This window comes from Kitasatospora sp. NPDC085895, assembly GCF_040702125.1.
Classification (GTDB): domain Bacteria; phylum Actinomycetota; class Actinomycetes; order Streptomycetales; family Streptomycetaceae; genus Kitasatospora; species Kitasatospora arboriphila.
The window spans coordinates 40,135-56,171 of record NZ_JBFBJY010000011.1 but is presented as its reverse complement, the minus strand read 5'-3'; the positions used below and the strand labels follow the sequence as shown (position 1 = coordinate 56,171).

Here is a 16,037-nt window from a genome sequence, read left to right as displayed (position 1 = left end):
GCCGGCGGCCGTCCGCGGTGCGGCCGCCGTATCGTCACGTCTTCCCTGCCGGTCGGCCCGTCCCGACCGTCCGCTTCTGGCACCGTACCCGGTGCCGGCCGGGCGGAATCCGGGGGATCCCCCGTTCCGTCGCCCGTCCCCGACGAACGGTCAGATCATCGGGCGGTAGTAGGTGCCGAGGGAGTCCAGGTAGTCGGCGGGCACCTCGTGCTCGCTCACGAACTCCGGCGCGCCCTTGATCTCGTCCTTCGGCCGGCCGACCAGGACGGTCCGCTCCTCGTGGTCGATCCGCAGGACGGTGCCCGCCGGCAGCAGCACCTGCCGGCCGAAGATCCACGGGCCGGTGTCCACGACCAGGTAGGCCGCGTCGACCTCGGCGGAGTGCCGGTCGACCTTGCCGATCTTCCCGTCGGTGGCCTGCACCGTGTAGCCGATGATGTCCCGGTCCGCGAGGTCGCCGTTGTCGGGGTGGTGGTTCCACAGCTGTTCGCCCATCGTCTTCTCCTTCGCTCGTCGGTGTCGGTCGGTGTCGGCCTGCCGGAGCCGGCGTTCAGCGCCGGCGCCCGGCGTACACCGGGGAGGCCGCCGCGATCAGCACGGCGGCGACGCCCACCTGCAGCAGGTGCCGCATCCAGTCGATGCCGCCGGTGTGCCGCACGCCCAGGTACGAGGCCAGTGCGTTGCCCAGGACCGCGCCGATCGCGCCGAGCAGCACCGTCAGCCACAGCGGTACGGGCTGACGGCCCGGCAGGACCAGTCTCGCCAGCAGGCCGACCACCAGGCCGGCGACCAGTGCCCAGAGGATCGTCATCGCCGACCCCCTCCCTTCGTCCGTCTCTCGCGTCCCCGGCCCGCCGCCCCCTACTGGGGCCGGTCCGTCCGGCGACGGGGGTCGTCTGCCCCCTTCCGGCGGCTCCATTCCCCCGGATTCGCCGTACCGGGGGCGGCTCAGTTCCGGCGGGGCGGCCCGGCGGTGGCCGGGCGGCCGCGGCGCCGGGCCCGGGCCGACAGGACGCGGCGCTCGTCCTCGGTCAGCCCGCCCCAGATGCCGTACCGCTCGTCGGCGGCCAGCGCGTACTCCAGGCACTGGCCGCGCACCGGGCAGCGGGTGCAGACCCGCTTGGCCGCGTCCTCCCGCTCCTGGCCGTGCTCGCCGCGCTCGCCCGCCGGGTGGAAGAACAGTGCGGCGTCCTTGCCCCGGCAGGCCGCTCGGCGCTGCCAGGCCCAGCTTCCGGTGTACCGCCGTCCGCGGCGGTCCTCGGTGTCCATCAGTGGTCCTCCCCGGGGCACGTCACGGCCCCTCGTAGTAGCGGCGTTCCTCGACGACCTCGTCGACGGGGCGGCCGAGCGGCCGGCGCCGGCGCAGCGCGCTCGCGTACACGACGACGCCGAGCAGGCCGGCCGCCATCAGCACCCAGCCGACGGTGTCGAGGTCGACACCCGAGAGGTGCCAGTCCACCGCGAAGGCGAGAATCGCCCCGATCGCGAACAGGATGATGCATCCGCCGATGCCCATGGGTTCTCCTCCGTCGTCGCTGCCGCGGTCCGCCGTGGCGGCGGGCCGGGGCGCGTCTACCCCCGCTCGCCGCCGTCACCCGGGGCCGGTCGCAATTCCCTGCCGGAGGGGGCATGTCCGGGCGCGGCGGGGACAGACGGTCTGACGGACGGTCACCGGCCGGTGACCGCGGGCGCGATGCGGAGGTGGCGAGCGATGGCACGGGTCGAGCAGTCCGTCCGGGTGGAGGTGCCGGTGCCGGTGGCGTACCGACAGTGGGCGAGGGTCGAGGACTTCCCGCTGTTCTTCCGGGGCGTGCTCCGGGTCGAGCGGGCCGGTTCCGGACTCACCCGCTGGACGGTCCGCACCGGCGGCGCGATACGGGAGTTCGACGCCCGGGTGACCGAGCGGATCGAGGACGAGCGGATCGCCTGGGCGTCCGTCGCGGGCGACCTGCGGCAGAGCGGTGTGGTGACCTTCCACCGGGTGGACGGCCGGCGGACGACGGTGATGCTGCAACTGGACGTCCGGCCGGCCCGGCTGGCGGACCGCCTGGCGGCCGCGCTCGGCTTCGCCCACCGGCGGGTGCTGGACGGCCTGGCCGGTTTCAAGGAGTTCACCGAGGCGCAGGCCGCCCGGCAGCCGCAGTAGGGAGGAGAGGGCCCCGCCGCGGTCAGCCGCGCGCGGGGTCGACGGCCACCCGCGGCAGTGCCTCCGGGTACTGCTCGCGCAGGTGGCCGATCAGCCGTTCCCTGACCCAGCAGCGGAGTTCGAAGGCGTCGGCGGCGCTGCGGGCGGTCATCAGGGCGCGCACCACGATGGTGGTCGGCGTGGTGTCGACGACCTGCAGGGCGGCGCCCCGGCCGTCCCACCACTCGCTCTCCTTGAGCAGCCGCTCGAACTCGGCGCGCAGCTCCGGCACCGGGGTGCGGTGGTCGAGGTGGAGCAGTGCCGTCCCGGTGATCGCCGGGTCCCGGCGCGACCAGTTCTCGAAGGGCCGGCCGACGAAGTAGGACACCGGCATGACGATCCGCCGCTCGTCCCAGGTGGCGATGACCACGCAGGTGAGGGTGATCTCCTCGACCGTCCCCCAGTCGCCGGCGACGACGACCTCGTCGCCGAGCCGCACCATGTCGCCGAACGCCAGCTGCACCCCGGCGAACAGGTTGGCCAGCGTGTTCTGCGCCGCCACGCCGGCCACCAGGCCGAGGATGCCGGCGGAGGCGAGCAGGCTGGCGCCGACCGAGCGGACGGCCGGGAAGGTCATCAGCGCCGCCGCCAGGGCGAGCACCGCGATGCCGGCGCTGGCCAGCCGGCGCAGCATGCCGGTCTGGGTGCGGACCCGCCGTATCCGCGCCGGGTCGCGCCGCTCGGTGGCGTACCGGGCGAGCGAGGTGTCGATCAGCAGGGCGACCACGCGGGCCAGCAGCCAGGCGCCGGCCGCCAGGGCGAGCAGCACCAGGCCGTGCCGCAGCGGCCCGCGGACGGCCTCCGGGAGGCCCGCGGCCGGTTCGGCCGCGAGCAGCAGCAGGGCGCCCAGGGTCAGCAGTCCGGGCACCCGGCACGGCAGCATCACGTGGCGGTGGCGGGCCGCCGCCGGACGTCTCGCCACCGCCAGCACCACCCGGTCCAGCAGCAGGATCGCGAGCAGTGCGGCCACGGCGACCGCGGCGGGCCTCAGGGCGGTCCACACGGACATGGTCCTCCGTAGGTGTCTGTGGCTGCGGGTCCGGCCGGCCCGCGGGGCCCGGACGGTCGGGGTCAGGAGGCCAGCAGGCGGTCCAGGACGCCGCGGTAGTCGCGCAGGGCGAGCCGCAGCCGCTCCGTCCCGGCGTCCGGCCCCGCCGGGGTGCCCGGCTCGGTGTGCAGGCCCTCGCGGCGCCGGCGGACGGCCTCGGCGACCAGGTCGGCCGCCCGGGCGACGAGTTCGTCGGCGCGCCGCACGGCGTCCGCCGGATCGTCGACGAAGCCCGCCTGCACGGCCTCCCACTCGGCGGAGACGGTTGCCACCTGCTGCCGGTCGAGCCAGCCGCCGAACCCCTCGCCGGTCTGCGGCGGGTCGGGCAGGTCCGCCCCGGCGACGTCCGCCCGCGGTGACGAGGCGTCGGGCTGGCGGGGGAACGGCACCCGCCGGGCGGGCGCGGGCGCGTCCGGACGGTGGTGCTCGGTGTCGTGCGATCGGTCCTCGGTCATGTCGTTCCTCGCAGGAGTGGTGGGGTGGATCGGGTCACCCGTCCGCCCGCCGGGTGCGGCCCGGCACGACGGCAGCCGGACGGACCGGTGGGGGGGCGGACGGGCGGTGGGCGGACGGGCGGGGCGGGCCGGTCAGGAGTTGACGGCACGTCGGCCGAACGCCTTCGCCGGGGCCGACGCGCCGGTGGCGGGTGCCGTCCGCTCGGCGTCCGGTGCCCCGGTGCCGAGCGTCTCCGCCGGGGCGGGCCGGGGTGCGGCGGGCCGTTCGGCGGGCCGTTCGGCGGGGGCCGGGTACTCGCGGCCGAGGATCTCCAGGGTGAGGCCGCGGATCGCCAGCAGCGCGGTCCGCAGCTCCTCGGTGTCGGCGCCGGCGCCGTCGGCGCGGCCGAGGATCTCCCGGGCCGTGCGGTACGCCGCCAGACGCCCCGCGTGGTCGACGGACAGCGCCTCGATCCGCCCGGAGGCCGGGTAGCCGACCCGGTCCAGCAGGGACTGCAGCGTCCGCTCCGCCTCGGCGGCCGCGCGCGGCGGGTCCTCGACGAAGAGCACCTGGATTCCCCTGATCGAGGTCGTGAACCGCTCGCGGTCGGCCTCGGGGAGGCCGGTCAGCCGCAGGCCGCGGCGGAGCGCGAGCCGGTCGGCGAGTTCGCGGTCGGTACGGCGGACGTCGCCGCCGTGGCTGCGCAGCGCACGTTCGTACTCGGGTCCGAACCGCGTCCGCAGCCGGCGCGTGCGCACGCGCCGCAGGACGAACGGCGCCGCGGCCGCCGCGGCGGCGCAGAGCAGGACCACGAGGAGGACGGCCACGGTGGACATGGGCTCTCTCCTTCCGGTGGGGTCCGGGCCCGAAGTGGCGTCCGGACGGGCTTCGGCGGTACCGCCTCACCGCTCCCGGCGCGACCAAACCCCCTTTCGCAGCAGCCCTGGTGACGCACAGTCGGGGAGTTCGCCGGGCTGCGGCGGAATCGGCCGGGATCCGCCGTTCCCGCCCCGCATGGACGCCCGGCGGCGGGGCAAGCGCCCTCCGGCGGGCACCGGCCCGGGCCACGCAGGAGCGGAGGGACGCAGCATGGTGGAGACGATCGAACGGCACACGACCGCGCGGATATGCGGGACCCGGCCGCGGCGGGTGCGCGTGGTGCTGCAGTACCGCACCGACGACCCGTACGCCGTCGCGCTGTGCTTCCCCGGGCCGGCCCGGCTGACGGAGACGCTGGTCGTCGAGGACGGCGGCGCGGTCGAGGACGGCCCGCGGTGGACGGTCGGCCGCGACCTGCTGGCCGAGGGCCGGTACGGCTGCGCCGGGGCGGGCGACCTGCGGGTGCGGCCGGACGAGGACGGCGGGGTGCTGCTGGAGTGGCGCTGCCCGGGCGGCGGCGCGGACGTCCGGCTCGGCACGGCGGAACTCGGCGCCTTCCTGGACCGCACCTACCGCGCCGTTCCCGCGGGCTGCGAGTCCGCCTTCGTCGACTGGCCGCACACCCCCGAGGAATTCCTCCGCCGCATCGTCTGACCGGACCGGGGCCCGTCAGGGGCAGCACCTCAGGGGCGCGGGGACCTACGCGATCCGGGAGTGGTGCTCCTGACGAGTCCGGCTCACCCCTGATCCGCACAGCCACCCGCGCCCCCGGGGCTCGGCCTCACCCGACGATCATGCCCTCGCGGAGGCGGTTGAGGATCCGCGCCAGCAGTCGCGAGACCTGCATCTGGGAGACGCCGAGGCGGGCTCCGATCTCGGCCTGGGTGAACTCCTCGACGAACCGCATGTGGAGGATCGCCCGGTCCCGCTCGGCGAGTGCGGCGACAAGCGGCTTGAGCGCCTCCAGGTTCTCGACCTTCTCGAGTCCGGGGTCGTGCCGGCCGAGGCGCCGCAACAGCGAGCCGTCGCCGTCCTCGTCGTCGCTGCCGAGGTCGAGGGAGCCCGCGGTGTGGGCGTTGCGCGCGATCATGCCCTCGACCACCTCGTCCTCGGTGATCTCCAGGTGGGCGGCGAGTTCGGCGACGGTGGCGGGGCGGCCGAGGGACTGCTCCAGCAGGTCACTGGCCTTGGCCAGGGCGAGCCGCAGTTCCTGGAGGCGGCGGGGGACGTGGACGGCCCAGGTGGCGTCCCGGAAGAACCGCTTGATCTCGCCGACGATCGTCGGGACCGCCAGGGTCACGAACTCCACGCCGCGCTCCGGGTCGAACCGGTCGATCGCCTTGATCAGGCCGACGGTGCCGACCTGGACGATGTCGTCCATCGGTTCGCCGCTCTGCCGGAACCGGCGGGCGACGTACCGGACGAGGGAGAGGTTCAGCTCGACCAGGGTGCCGCGGACGTAGGAGTACTCGGCGGTGCCCTCCTCGAGGGTCTGCAGCCGGGCGAACAGGGCCGAGGAGAGGACCTTGGCGTCGGCCGGGGCCACTGCCGAGGGGTCGTCGACCACGCGCTGGACCGGCGCCGGCGCCGGGGCGCCCGCGGAGCTCGCGCCTTCGGCGGTCGCTCCGGGCGCGAGGGTCGACCCTTCACTCATCACTGCCATGGCCATTCCTTCCGTGGGTGCGTCGGCGGCTCGCATGCCCGGAGCTTCGGAGCCCAGTCCCCCAAGGATCGATCCTCCACGGAAGAGCCCGGAGGACTTCACATCTCCTCCATGACCGGCGCCGTTCGTCCACTCCTGACCGGTCCGGCGGTGGCTGCGGGGAGCGGTGCGCAAGCGATGCGTCTGGCAGGCGGTGCGGCGCGGCTGAAGACTCGCGGCAGGGTCCGGCGGGCGGCGCCGGCCCGCCGGTCGCCGGGCCGCCGCCTCGCCGACCCCGTCCGTCATCGCACCGCCGTCCGTCCACCGCACCCGCTGTCCGTCACCGCACCGCACGAGGGGCCGGCCCCATGGCACACCGACCGCAGGCGGAAAGTGCCGCGGGCACGCGGAACGGGCCCGGGGCATCCGCTGCCCGGACCCGTTCATCCACCGTCGGACCGGCCCGCCGGTCACTGCCTCACGGCGCGCCGGCTGACCCGCCTGCACTTCTTCCACCCTCCTGCGGACCTCGCGCCCGGGCCATCCGCAGCGTTCACGCAGCGCTCGACGGCCCGCCGGGAGGGGCCCGGAGGCGGCCGTCAGGGCTCCGGATCGGGGACGCGCCCGGGCCGCAGCAGCCCGGCGACGGAGAGGGCGCCCCAGCCGAGCGAGACCACCAGGGCGGCCGCCCGGTACCGGGCCGCGGGCAGGCCGGTGACGGCCGGGACGGCCCCGGAGAGCAGGGCGGCGTCGCCGAGGTCGGCGGCGATCCGCAGCAGGGTGGCGGTGCGCAGGCTGCGGTCGTCGGGGGCCAGCAGCATCGCCAGGCCGCAGGCCGCGTCGCGCAGGGCCAGCGGGGAGATGCAGGCGGCGACCGGCGCGGGGACGGCGCCGTCCGGGGCTGCGAGGCCGGAGGGCCGGGCGAGCAGGGCGGGGCGGCGGATGACGGCCAGGCCGTAGACGGCGGTGGCCGCGCCGGTGAGGCGGAGGAGGGTGCGGTTCACAGGGGCATCCGTACCCGGGGGCGGGCTGCCGTGCACGGGGTGTGCGGCCGAACGGAGAGGAGTCGGTGAGGTGTCTTCGCCGGACGTGGTGGTGGTCGGTGCCGGGCTCGCGGGGCTGGCATGCGCCCGGGACCTGGTGGCGGCCGGGCTGAAGGTGGCCGTCCTGGAGGCCTCGGACGGGGTGGGCGGGCGGATGCGCACCGACCTGGTCCGCGGGTTCCGGCTGGACCGCGGGTTCCAGGTGTTCAACACCTCCTACCCGCAGGTGCGCCGGCGGTTCGACCTGCGGGCGCTGCGGCTGCACCCGTTCACCGCGGGCTTCGTCCTGGCGGGCGGGCGCGGCCGGTACCGGTTCGCCGATCCGACGCGGCGGCCCGACCTGGCGGGCGACCTGCTGCCCGGCCGGCTCGCCCCGTTCCGGGACGTGGTGGCGCTGGGGCTGCTGAGCGCCCGCGACATGGTGCTGCCGGCCGCCGTGCTGCGGCGCGGCCGGGACGTGCCGACCCGCGGCGCGCTGGTCTCGGCGGGCGTCTCGCCGGAGACCGTGGACGCGGTGCTGCGGCCGTTCCTCGCCGGGGTGTTCCTGGAGGACGACCTGGAGACGTCGAGCCGGTTCTTCCACCTGGTGTGGCGGAGCCTGCTGCGCGGCACCCTCTGCCTGCCGGAGGCCGGGATCGGCGCGGTGCCGGAGCAGCTGGCGGCCGGGCTGCCGCCGGGCACGGTGGCGCTGGAGTCGCCGGTGGCGGAGCTGACGGACGCGGGGGTGCTGCTCGCGGACGGCACGGAGGTGCCCGCCGGGCGGGTGGTGGTGGCGACCGAGGCTCCGGAGGCGGCGCGGCTGCTGCCCGGGCTGCCGGTGCCGCCCGGGCGTCCGGTGACCACGGTGTACCACGCGGCGCCGGTGTCGCCGCTGGCCGAGCCGACGCTGCTGGCCGACACCGACGGCCGGGTGCTGAACAGCGTGGTGCTGTCCGAGGTGGTGCCCGGGTGCTCGGGCGACGGGCGGGCGCTGGTGGCGACCTCGGTGCTGGGGGCGGCGGCCTGGGAACCGCAGGTACGGGCCCGGCTGGCCGAGCTGTACCAGGTGGACACGGCCGGCTGGGAACACCTGGCGGACCGCCGGATCCCGTACGCGCTGCCCGCGATGCCGGCCCCGCACCCGCTGACCCGGCCGGCCGCGCTGGGCGGCGGCCGGTTCGTCTGCGGGGACCACCGGGCGACCGGGTCGGTGCAGGGGGCGCTGGCCTCCGGTGCGCGGGCCGCCCGGGAGGTGCTGGCGGACGCGGCGGCCGGGCTCAGGACGGATCCGCTCCCCGGTCGCGTTCGGCGGCGAGCAGTTCGGGCAGGCCGCTGAGCCGGTCGGGTCCGGCCGCGGCGCGGGCGGTGCGGCGGGTCGGCGGCGAGCACCTCGCGGTGGCGCGGGCAGCGGGCGCCGACCGCCCCGGCGTCGAGGTCGGCGAACCGGTCGGGCACGGGCTCCCGGTGGCCGAGCGCGTTGGACGTCCGGTGCTCCTCGCCGACCTGCTGCACCTCCTGATCGACGGCATCTTGGGCGGCGCCGCACCGGGAGCCGCTTCGCCGCCGCCGCACCGGGGGCCCGACCGGCCTCACCCGGGCACGAGCTCTCCGACGCGGCGTCAGGCGGTGGCCAGCGCCTCCAGGTGGGCCAGGCCCTCGGGGAGGCGGCGGGGGCGGACGGTGCCGGCGATCCGGCCGCCCCCGGCCCAGCCGGGACCGCCGAGCAGCACCGCCGGCCGGGCCCGGGCACCGCGCGGGCCCCAGGCGGTCGCGGCGGCCAGCTGGGCGAGGCGGGGGTCAGCGGTGCTCCGGCACTGCGACCAGAGCAGCGCCGCCGACGGGCCGATCCGCCGGACGGCCTCGACCAGGGCGCCGGTCGGCACGGCGGGCCCGAACATCCGGAACGGCACGCCCCGCCGGGTCAGTCCGGCGGCGACCGCCTCCAGCGCCAGCGAGTGCAGTTCCCCCGGCATGCCGGCGAGCAGCACCGGCGCCACGGGTGCGGCCGGTTCGGTGCAGCGGGTGGCCTTCCGCAGGGCTCCGGAGATGTGCCAGGACAGCAGGTGCTCCACCTCGACGTACCGCTCGCCCTCGGTGGCCCACTTGCGGCCGACGGCCCGCAGGGCGGGCATCATCACCTCGTCCCAGGCGGTCACCACGCCGAGTTCGGCGACGGCCGCGTCGAGCATCCGCTCCACCACGGGCGCGTCCAGGCGGACGGCGGCCCGGCCGAGGCCGCGGCACTCCGGCCGGACGGTGCCCAGCGGCAGCGCCCGGCCGCCGCCCGACTCGCGGGGTTCGTCCGGTCCTGCGGTGCCGCGGACCTCGGCACGGCCCTGCGGGACGCGGACGAGGGCGCCGGCCAGTGCGAGCCGGGCGGCCTCGGCGGGCGGCACGCCGTGCGCGGTGAGGCGGCACATCGCCTCCAGCACGGCGACGTCCTGCGGTCGCCAGCGGCGGTGCCGGCCGGCCTCGTGGCCGGACGGGCCGATGCCGTAGCGGCGTTCCCAGGAGCGGACGGTGGTGGGCGAGACGCCGAGTCGGCGGGCCACTCCCCCGGTGGTGATGCTGGCCTCGGCGAGGCTCGCCGTCAGGTCGGTGGGGATCTCCACCCCGGCACGGTACGCCCGCCGCCCGGCCGTCGCCGACCGGACACGCCGCCCGCCGCGGGCCGGACGCACCCGACGTGCCCGCAACGGTGCACGGGCGATGCGAGCTGCCGGACGGCCGGCGCCGTTCCACGGTGGAGGGGACCGGGCCTCGGGCCCGGTGTGGAAGGAGGTCGATCGCCATGGCAGCCGCCGCCCCGACTCCGCGATCCGTCCTCGCCCACCCCGAACGGACGGCCCGCCTCGGCGATCCGGGGCTCGACCGCAGGCCGCGCCGCGTGCGCGGTACGGCGGGTGCGCCGGTCCGGGGTCCGCGAGTGCACGGCACGGTGCTCCCGGCGTTCGCGGTGGCCGCCGGACCCGCCCGGCGGGCCGCTGCCGCACCTCCTGCGGCAGTCCTGTCCGCCGGCCCGGCCGACCGGGGCTCGGCGGCCGCGTGCCGGCACCCGGCGGGTTCCGGCTCCGGGTTCGGATGACTCGTACTGTTCGGTTGCCGAGAGGCCGGGCGGGCGCCGAGGCGCCCGCCCGGAACCGTGCCCGGCCCGGCGGCGCCCTCAGCGGCGGGGCGGCAGCGGCACGAAGCCGCTGGTGCGCGCCGCGTACTCGGCCCAGCCGGGCTTGTCCGCACCCATCTGGCGTTCCAGCATCGGCTTGCCGCTGCCGAAGGCCAGCAGCCAGGTCATCAGCAGCGGGCTGCCGACGAACGCCCAGCCGATCGGGGTGTCCGCGGCGAGCAGGAAGAGCCCCCACCAGACGCAGGCGTCACCGAAGTAGTTGGGGTGCCGGGTGTAGCGCCACAGGCCGCGGTCCATCACCCGGCCGCGGTTGGCCGGGTCGGCCTTGAAGCGGCTCAACTGCCGGTCGCCGACGGCCTCGAAGAACAGTCCGACCGCCCAGAGCGCGGTGCCCGCCCAGGCGAGCGGCCCGGGCCGGCCGGGCAGGTACTGGGCGGCCTGCACCGGCAGCGAGACGAACCAGACCAGGGCGGCCTGCAGCAGGTAGACGATGCGCACGGCGTAGAGCGTGCGGGCCCGGCCGGGCGGGCGGCGGGCGAGCATCCGGGCGTACCGCGGGTCCTCGCCGGTGCCGCGGGCCCGCCGCGCGATGTGCGCGGCGAGCCGGACGCCCCAGAGGGCGGTGAGCACGGTGGCGAGCAGCCGCCGCCCGTCGTCGCCGTACCCGGCCGAGAGCCCGTAGCCGGTGAGCGCGACGGCGGTGAAGGCGAGGCCCCAGGCGACGTCCACGCCGCGGTGCCGGCCGGTGCGCAGCCCGACGGCGAGCGCGGCCAGCATCACCGCGAGGGCGGCGCCGGCGGCCGCCGCGAGGTTGACGGCGAAGGCGGCGGCGTTCACGGGGCCGCCGCGTACCGCACCGCGGGGCCGGCGGGCCGGACGGCGAGGATCTGGTCGACGCCCATCCGCCCCTCGGCGAACGCGAGCGAGCTGCCGGCGGTGTACAACTGCCAGAGCCGGACGGTCGGTTCGCCGACCAGGCCGGTGAAGTCGGCGTGCCGCTCGCGGAGGGTGTCGTACCAGGCGTCGATGGTGCGGGCGTAGTGCTCGCGCATCGCCTCGACCTGCCGGACTTCCAGCCCGGCGCCCTCCAGCAGGTCGACGGTGCGGCCGACCGGGCGCATGTGCATGTCGGGGGCGATGTAGGTCTCGATGAAGGCGCCGCCGCCGGGGGCGTTCGCGCCGCGGGACATCTGCTGCACCAGCAGTCGGCCCTGCGGGCGGAGCAGGCCCCGCAGCCGCCCGGCGAAGGCGGGGTAGTGCCGTTCGCCGACGTGCTCGCCCATCTCGATGCAGCTGATCGCGTCGTACGGCCCGTCCGCGAGGTCGCGGTAGTCCCGCAGCAGCACCTCGACCCGGTCGGCGAGACCGGCTTCGGCGACCAGGGCGGAGGCGAAGGCGTGCTGGCGGCGGGAGAGGGTGACGGCGGTGACCCGGGCGCCGTAGTGCTTGGCGGCGTGCCGGGCGAGGGCGCCCCAGCCGCAGCCGACGTCGAGCAGGCGGCTGCCGGGGCGCAGGTCGAGCTTGCGGCAGACCAGGTCGAACTTGGCGGTCTGCGCGTCGGTCAGGCTCTCGTCGCCGGAGGTCCAGTAGGCGCAGGAGTAGGCCATCGCGGGGCCGAGCAGCAAGGCGTAGAACTCGTTGGAGAGGTCGTAGTGGTGGCTGACGACGGCCCGGTCCCGGCCGCGGCTGTGCAGGGTGCCGCGGACGGCGGCGCGGCCGCCGGGCGGGGCGGGCCGCGGGCCGAGGGCGCCGAGCCGGGCGGCGGCGGCGAGCAGCCGGGGCAGGTCGCGGGCGGCCGGGCGGACGGGGCCGCGGCCGGCGAGGGCGCGGCGGACGGTGCCGAGGCCCTCGGCGAGGTCGCCCTCGACGTCCAGGTCGCCGGTGATGTAGGCGTCGGCGAGGCCGAGTTCGCCGGGCTGCCAGAGCAGCCGGCGCAGCGCGCGGCGGCGGCGCAGCACGACGGTGGGGGTGCCGTCGGGGCCGGCGGTGGAGCCGTCCCAGGCGCGGAGCCGGAACGGCAGCGGGCCGAGCAGGTCGGTGAGCAGGGCTTCGAGGCGGTCGGCGGCGGTCACCGGGCGGTCTCCTCGCGGGTGAGCAGGATCTGCCGGACGTCGAGGTAGCCGGTGCGGAACCCGGCCTCGGAGTACGCGAGGTAGAGCTCCCAGGTGCGGCGGAAGACCTGGTCGAAGCCGAGCGCGGCGACGTCCGCGGCGCGGTCGGTGAAGCGTTCGCGCCACAGCCGCAGGGTCTCGGCGTAGTGCGGGCCGTAGGCGTGGTCGGCGGTGACCCGCAGCGCGGTGTGCCGGGCGGTCGCCTGGTCGATGGCCTGCACGGAGGGGATGAGCCCGCCGGGGAAGATGTACTTGAGGATCCAGGTGTAGGTGTTGCTGCTGGCGATCATGCGGTCGTGCGGCATGGTGATGGCCTGCAGGGCGGCCCGGCCGCCGGGGGCGAGGACGCGGTCGATGGTGCGGAAGTACTCGGGCCAGAACTGTCGTCCGACGGCCTCGATCATCTCCACGCTCACCACGGCGTCGTACTGCCCCTCGGCGGCGCGGTAGTCGCAGAGCCTGACCTCGGCGCGGTCGGCGAGGCCGGCCCCGGCGATCCGGCGGCGGGCGAGGGCGAGCTGCTCCTCGGAGAGGGTGAGGCTGGTGACGCGGGCGCCGCGGGCGGCGGCGCGCAGGGCGAGTTCGCCCCAGCCGGTGCCGATCTCCAGGACGCGGCTGCCGGGGCCGACGGCGGCCAGGTCGAGCAGCAGGTCGATCTTGCGGTGCTGGGCCTCGGGCAGGTCGTCCCAGGTGGCGAGGGGGGCGCCGGAGGGGGTGGTGTCGAAGACCGCGGAGGAGTAGGTCATCGTCCGGTCGAGGAAGAGCGCGAAGAGCTCGTTCGACAGGTCGTAGTGGTGGTGGATGTTGCGGCGGGCGTTGTCGGCGGTGGGGAGTACGGCGGCGGGCGGCCGCTGCACGTAGAGGCGGCGCAGCCACTGGGCGCCGGTCGGGACGAGGGTCTCGGGGGCGGTGGCGAGCACGGAGAGCAGGCCGACCAGGTCGGGGGCGTCCCAGTCGCCGGCCTGGTAGGACTCGCCGAAGCCGATCAGGCCGGTGGCGCCGACCCGGGCGAGGAAGTCCGCGGGCCGGTGCAGGCGGAGCACCGGGGCTCCGGGCGGGGCGGCGACCAGCCGGCTGCCGTCGGGCAGTCGGACGTCCAGGCCGCGGCGGTGGGCGACCCGCCGGAGCAGGCGTCCGGCGACGGCGGCGCGCAGCTGCGCACGGGGGACGCGGGCGACGTCGGGCCAGCGGGTCAGGTCGACCTCGGCGACCGGCGGGGCGGCGGGCCCGGCGGCCGGTGCGGCGGCGGGTTCGGTGGGGAGTTCGGCGGGCCGGGTCACGGGGCGGACACCTCTTCTGTGGCGGCGGAACCGGTGCGGTCGTCGGGCAGGGGCCTGGGGCGGGGGTGGACGGGCAGGCCCTTCAGCAGGAGGCGTATGCCCTGGTGGCGGATGTGCACACTGACGGCGAGGGTGGCGAGCGGGTGCCGCAGCGCGGCCCGCAGCAGGGCGGCCGGGCCGGCCGGACGGCGGCGGCCGCGCACGGTGGCGACGAACGGGCTCGCGCCGTCGCGTTCCAGACGGACGGTCAGGGCGAGCCGCTCGCCCGGCCGGGGCAGGGCCATCCGGTACCGGCCGTCGACGGGGAAGAACGGCGAGACGTAGAACTCCTTGGCCACCGAGGCGCGGCCGTCGGCGCCGGGCCGCAGCAGGTAGCGGTGGTGGCCGCCGTAGGTGTTGTGCACCTCGGCGACGGTGCACAGCGGGGTGCCGTCGGCGGCGAGGCACCAGTAGACGGTGAGCGGGTTGAAGACGTACCCGAGCGAGCGGGCCTGCGCGAGCATCAGGACCTTGCCGCCGGCGAGGTCGACGCCCTGCCCGGCGAGGTAGCGGGCCAGGTTGCCGCGCAGGGTGCCGCGGGGGTCGCCGGGGTGGTCGGCGGCCCGGAAGCGGGCGAGCGGGCGCAGCGCCCGGGGCAGCACGGGCAGGTGGTCGAGGTCGACCAGCCACAGGTAGGTGCGGTGCCGGAAGGCGTGCCGCACCGGGGCGGTGCGGACGTGGGTGATCGCGCACTCGTACAGGGCGGCGCCCCAGGGGCCGGGCAGCACGGCCGGGCTGCGGCCGGTGTCGGCGGTGGCGGCCGCGGCGGTCATCGGACGCCCGCCGGCAGGCCGGACCGGGCGGCGGCGCCGTCCTCGGCGGGCAGGCCGAGCAGGGCGTGCGCGGCCTGCACCCCGGAGCGGCAGCCGTCCTCGTGGAAGCCCCAGCCGTGGTGGGCGCCGGCGAAGGCGGTGCGGCCGGCGGTGAGTTCGGGCAGCCGGCGCTGGGCGGCGATCGTCTCGGCGGTGTAGACGGGGTGCTCGTAGACGGTGCGGGAGACGACGTGCTCCTCGGCGGGCGGGTCGTGCCGGTCGGCGTTGAGCGTCACCAGGTAGTCCTCGGCGGTGTCGAGGCCGAGCAGCCGGTTGAGGTGGTAGCTGACCTGGACGCTCTCGGCGCTGCCGCCGCAGTCGGCCATCCGGTAGTTCCAGGAGGCGCGGGCCCAGGCGGCCCGGGGCAGCCGGGAGGCGTCGCGGTGCAGCACGGTGGGGTTGCGGGAGTAGCGGAAGGCGCCGAGCACCTCGCGTTCGGCGCGGGTCGGGCGGGCGAGCAGGGCGAGCGCCTGGTCGGCGTGGGTGGCGACCACGACGGCGTCGGCGGCGGTGCGGCGGCCGTCCGCGGTGGTGATCTCCACGCCGTCGTGGTGGCGGTGCACCGCGGTGACGGGGGCTGAGCGGTGGACGGCGGTGAGGCGTTCGGCGATCCGCTCGACGTAGGTGCGGGAGCCGCCGACCACGGTGCGCCAGGTCGGCGAGCCGGTGACGCCGAGCATGCCGTGGTTCTCCAGGAAGGCGAAGAGGTAGCGGGCCGGGTAGTCGCCGGCCAGGTCGGGGGCGCAGGACCAGACGGCGGCGACCACCGGGGTCATGAAGTGGCTGGTGAAGTACCGGGAGAAGCCGCCCTCGTCGAGGAACCGGCGCAGCGAGGGGTCGCCGGCGCCGGGGTCGGCGAGCAGCCGGCGGGCGCGGCGGTGGAAGCGCGGCACCTCGGCGAGCATCCGCAGGTAGCGGCCGCGGAGCAGGGCGTCGGGGCGGGCGAGCAGTCCGGCGGGGCCGCGGGCTCCGGCGTACTCCAGGCCGCAGCCGCGGCACTGGACGGACATGCTCATGTCGCTCTCGCGGGTCTGCACGCCGAGTTCGCGGAACAGCCGCACCAGGTGCGGGTAGGTGCGGTGGTTGTGCACCAGGAACCCGGTGTCGAGCGGCACCTCCCGGCCGTCGGCGCCGACGGCGCTCTGGGTGTGGGCGTGCCCGCCGAGCCGGGCCTGCGCCTCGAAGAGGTGCACGTCCACACCGGCCCGCCGGAGTTCGTGGGCGGCGGTCAGCCCGGCCACTCCGCCGCCGACCACGGCGACGGTGCGGCCCGCGGGCGCCGGCCGCACGCGTGCTCCGCCCGCCGGTTGCGGCACTGTTCCGGACACTGTCACGGGGCCCCCTCCACTGCACGGGCCCGCACTGCCGGCGGGCCGCTCCTTCACTGGCCACCGGTACTTCGGAGCGGTGCGCCGGGCGGATTGCCCTCGGTCGGTGCGGAGTTGTCGCGGCGGGCGGAC

Annotated in this window: 18 protein-coding genes; 3 read left to right on the top strand and 15 right to left on the bottom strand. The window is 76.9% G+C overall.

Features of this window, described 5'->3' with window-relative positions; all coding sequences use genetic code 11:
• Window positions 1–150: 150 nt before the first annotated feature.
• The 4 genes from AB0442_RS09765 to AB0442_RS09750 all read right to left on the bottom strand — a co-directional run bounded on the left by AB0442_RS09765 (window position 151) and on the right by AB0442_RS09750 (window position 1,516).
• The gene (locus AB0442_RS09765) at window positions 151–495 is read right to left on the bottom strand and encodes a PRC-barrel domain-containing protein (protein ID WP_366161860.1); all 345 of its coding nucleotides are present in this window, start codon (window positions 493–495) and stop codon (window positions 151–153) included.
• A 55-nt stretch (window positions 496–550) separates the two neighbouring features.
• Window positions 551–811, bottom strand: a complete 261-nt coding sequence (locus tag AB0442_RS09760; protein WP_344627842.1) for a GlsB/YeaQ/YmgE family stress response membrane protein — start codon at window positions 809–811, stop codon at window positions 551–553.
• A gap of 137 nt (window positions 812–948) precedes the next feature.
• Window positions 949–1,269: a WhiB family transcriptional regulator gene (locus AB0442_RS09755; RefSeq protein WP_363538772.1), complete on the bottom strand. Its 321-nt coding sequence runs from the start codon at window positions 1,267–1,269 to the stop codon at window positions 949–951.
• Between the two features lie 22 nt (window positions 1,270–1,291).
• Entirely contained in the window at window positions 1,292–1,516 is a 225-nt protein-coding gene (locus AB0442_RS09750) for a DUF6458 family protein (RefSeq protein WP_030275090.1), read from the bottom strand.
• A 195-nt stretch (window positions 1,517–1,711) separates the two neighbouring features.
• Between AB0442_RS09750 and AB0442_RS09745 the strand changes: the two genes are divergently transcribed.
• Window positions 1,712–2,146 (top strand): SRPBCC family protein, encoded by a 435-nt coding sequence (locus AB0442_RS09745; RefSeq protein ID WP_363538770.1) that lies wholly within the window; start codon window positions 1,712–1,714, stop codon window positions 2,144–2,146.
• A gap of 22 nt (window positions 2,147–2,168) precedes the next feature.
• Here AB0442_RS09745 and AB0442_RS09740 read toward each other — a convergent pair whose 3' ends face one another.
• The 3 genes from AB0442_RS09740 to AB0442_RS09730 all read right to left on the bottom strand — a co-directional run bounded on the left by AB0442_RS09740 (window position 2,169) and on the right by AB0442_RS09730 (window position 4,504).
• The gene (locus AB0442_RS09740) at window positions 2,169–3,194 is read right to left on the bottom strand and encodes a mechanosensitive ion channel domain-containing protein (RefSeq protein WP_366161857.1); all 1,026 of its coding nucleotides are present in this window, start codon (window positions 3,192–3,194) and stop codon (window positions 2,169–2,171) included.
• Window positions 3,195–3,256: 62 nt separating this feature from the next.
• Window positions 3,257–3,688, bottom strand: a complete 432-nt coding sequence (locus AB0442_RS09735) for a hypothetical protein (RefSeq protein WP_366161855.1) — start codon at window positions 3,686–3,688, stop codon at window positions 3,257–3,259.
• A 132-nt stretch (window positions 3,689–3,820) separates the two neighbouring features.
• On the bottom strand, window positions 3,821–4,504 hold the full coding sequence (locus AB0442_RS09730; RefSeq protein ID WP_366161853.1) for a hypothetical protein: 684 nt from the start codon (window positions 4,502–4,504) through the stop codon (window positions 3,821–3,823).
• 253 nt (window positions 4,505–4,757) lie between these two features.
• Here AB0442_RS09730 and AB0442_RS09725 point away from each other — a divergent pair, with 253 nt between their 5' ends.
• Window positions 4,758–5,201, top strand: coding sequence for an SsgA family sporulation/cell division regulator (locus AB0442_RS09725; protein ID WP_366161851.1), 444 nt, complete (start codon window positions 4,758–4,760; stop codon window positions 5,199–5,201).
• A 127-nt stretch (window positions 5,202–5,328) separates the two neighbouring features.
• On the opposite strand, the gene AB0442_RS09720 is transcribed toward AB0442_RS09725, so the two are convergent.
• Both AB0442_RS09720 and AB0442_RS09715 read right to left on the bottom strand, forming a co-directional pair.
• Window positions 5,329–6,210 carry an RNA polymerase sigma factor SigF gene (locus AB0442_RS09720; RefSeq protein WP_366161849.1) on the bottom strand — a complete coding sequence of 294 codons (882 nt, stop codon included), beginning with the start codon at window positions 6,208–6,210 and terminating at the stop codon, window positions 5,329–5,331.
• A gap of 578 nt (window positions 6,211–6,788) precedes the next feature.
• On the bottom strand, window positions 6,789–7,193 hold the full coding sequence (locus AB0442_RS09715) for a hypothetical protein (protein WP_366161847.1): 405 nt from the start codon (window positions 7,191–7,193) through the stop codon (window positions 6,789–6,791).
• 70 nt (window positions 7,194–7,263) lie between these two features.
• Between AB0442_RS09715 and AB0442_RS09710 the strand changes: the two genes are divergently transcribed.
• On the top strand, window positions 7,264–8,547 hold the full coding sequence (locus AB0442_RS09710) for an NAD(P)/FAD-dependent oxidoreductase (RefSeq protein WP_366161845.1): 1,284 nt from the start codon (window positions 7,264–7,266) through the stop codon (window positions 8,545–8,547).
• A 283-nt stretch (window positions 8,548–8,830) separates the two neighbouring features.
• Here the strand turns inward: AB0442_RS09710 and AB0442_RS09705 are convergent, their stop codons facing one another.
• The 6 genes from AB0442_RS09705 to AB0442_RS09680 form a co-directional block, all read right to left on the bottom strand.
• Entirely contained in the window at window positions 8,831–9,823 is a 993-nt protein-coding gene (locus tag AB0442_RS09705) for a MerR family transcriptional regulator (protein WP_366161843.1), read from the bottom strand.
• A gap of 551 nt (window positions 9,824–10,374) precedes the next feature.
• Window positions 10,375–11,112 carry a DUF1295 domain-containing protein gene (locus tag AB0442_RS09700; protein WP_366161962.1) on the bottom strand — a complete coding sequence of 246 codons (738 nt, stop codon included), beginning with the start codon at window positions 11,110–11,112 and terminating at the stop codon, window positions 10,375–10,377.
• Window positions 11,113–11,168: 56 nt separating this feature from the next.
• Window positions 11,169–12,407: a cyclopropane-fatty-acyl-phospholipid synthase family protein gene (locus AB0442_RS09695; RefSeq protein ID WP_366161841.1), complete on the bottom strand. Its 1,239-nt coding sequence runs from the start codon at window positions 12,405–12,407 to the stop codon at window positions 11,169–11,171.
• Window positions 12,404–13,726 carry a cyclopropane-fatty-acyl-phospholipid synthase family protein gene (locus AB0442_RS09690; protein WP_366161840.1) on the bottom strand — a complete coding sequence of 441 codons (1,323 nt, stop codon included), beginning with the start codon at window positions 13,724–13,726 and terminating at the stop codon, window positions 12,404–12,406. Before AB0442_RS09690 ends, AB0442_RS09695 begins: the two co-directional genes overlap by 4 nt.
• The gene (locus AB0442_RS09685) at window positions 13,723–14,538 is read right to left on the bottom strand and encodes a DUF1365 domain-containing protein (RefSeq protein ID WP_366161838.1); all 816 of its coding nucleotides are present in this window, start codon (window positions 14,536–14,538) and stop codon (window positions 13,723–13,725) included. Before AB0442_RS09685 ends, AB0442_RS09690 begins: the two co-directional genes overlap by 4 nt.
• Window positions 14,535–15,866: an FAD-dependent oxidoreductase gene (locus AB0442_RS09680; protein WP_366161837.1), complete on the bottom strand. Its 1,332-nt coding sequence runs from the start codon at window positions 15,864–15,866 to the stop codon at window positions 14,535–14,537. Before AB0442_RS09680 ends, AB0442_RS09685 begins: the two co-directional genes overlap by 4 nt.
• Window positions 15,867–16,037: the final 171 nt, after the last annotated feature.

What these genes read in the sequence shown, in the direction of transcription:
- AB0442_RS09765 (WP_366161860.1), bottom strand. Translation starts at nt 495, where the DNA reads ATGGGCGAACAGCTGTGGAACCACCACCCCGACAACGGCGACCTCGCG.
- AB0442_RS09760 (WP_344627842.1), bottom strand. Translation starts at nt 811, where the DNA reads ATGACGATCCTCTGGGCACTGGTCGCCGGCCTGGTGGTCGGCCTGCTG.
- AB0442_RS09755 (WP_363538772.1), bottom strand. Translation starts at nt 1,269, where the DNA reads ATGGACACCGAGGACCGCCGCGGACGGCGGTACACCGGAAGCTGGGCC.
- AB0442_RS09750 (WP_030275090.1), bottom strand. Translation starts at nt 1,516, where the DNA reads ATGGGCATCGGCGGATGCATCATCCTGTTCGCGATCGGGGCGATTCTC.
- AB0442_RS09745 (WP_363538770.1), top strand. Translation starts at nt 1,712, where the DNA reads ATGGCACGGGTCGAGCAGTCCGTCCGGGTGGAGGTGCCGGTGCCGGTG.
- AB0442_RS09740 (WP_366161857.1), bottom strand. Translation starts at nt 3,194, where the DNA reads ATGTCCGTGTGGACCGCCCTGAGGCCCGCCGCGGTCGCCGTGGCCGCA.
- AB0442_RS09735 (WP_366161855.1), bottom strand. Translation starts at nt 3,688, where the DNA reads ATGACCGAGGACCGATCGCACGACACCGAGCACCACCGTCCGGACGCG.
- AB0442_RS09730 (WP_366161853.1), bottom strand. Translation starts at nt 4,504, where the DNA reads ATGTCCACCGTGGCCGTCCTCCTCGTGGTCCTGCTCTGCGCCGCCGCG.
- AB0442_RS09725 (WP_366161851.1), top strand. Translation starts at nt 4,758, where the DNA reads ATGGTGGAGACGATCGAACGGCACACGACCGCGCGGATATGCGGGACC.
- AB0442_RS09720 (WP_366161849.1), bottom strand. Translation starts at nt 6,210, where the DNA reads ATGGCAGTGATGAGTGAAGGGTCGACCCTCGCGCCCGGAGCGACCGCC.
- AB0442_RS09700 (WP_366161962.1), bottom strand. Translation starts at nt 11,112, where the DNA reads ATGCTGGCCGCGCTCGCCGTCGGGCTGCGCACCGGCCGGCACCGCGGC.
- AB0442_RS09685 (WP_366161838.1), bottom strand. Translation starts at nt 14,538, where the DNA reads ATGACCGCCGCGGCCGCCACCGCCGACACCGGCCGCAGCCCGGCCGTG.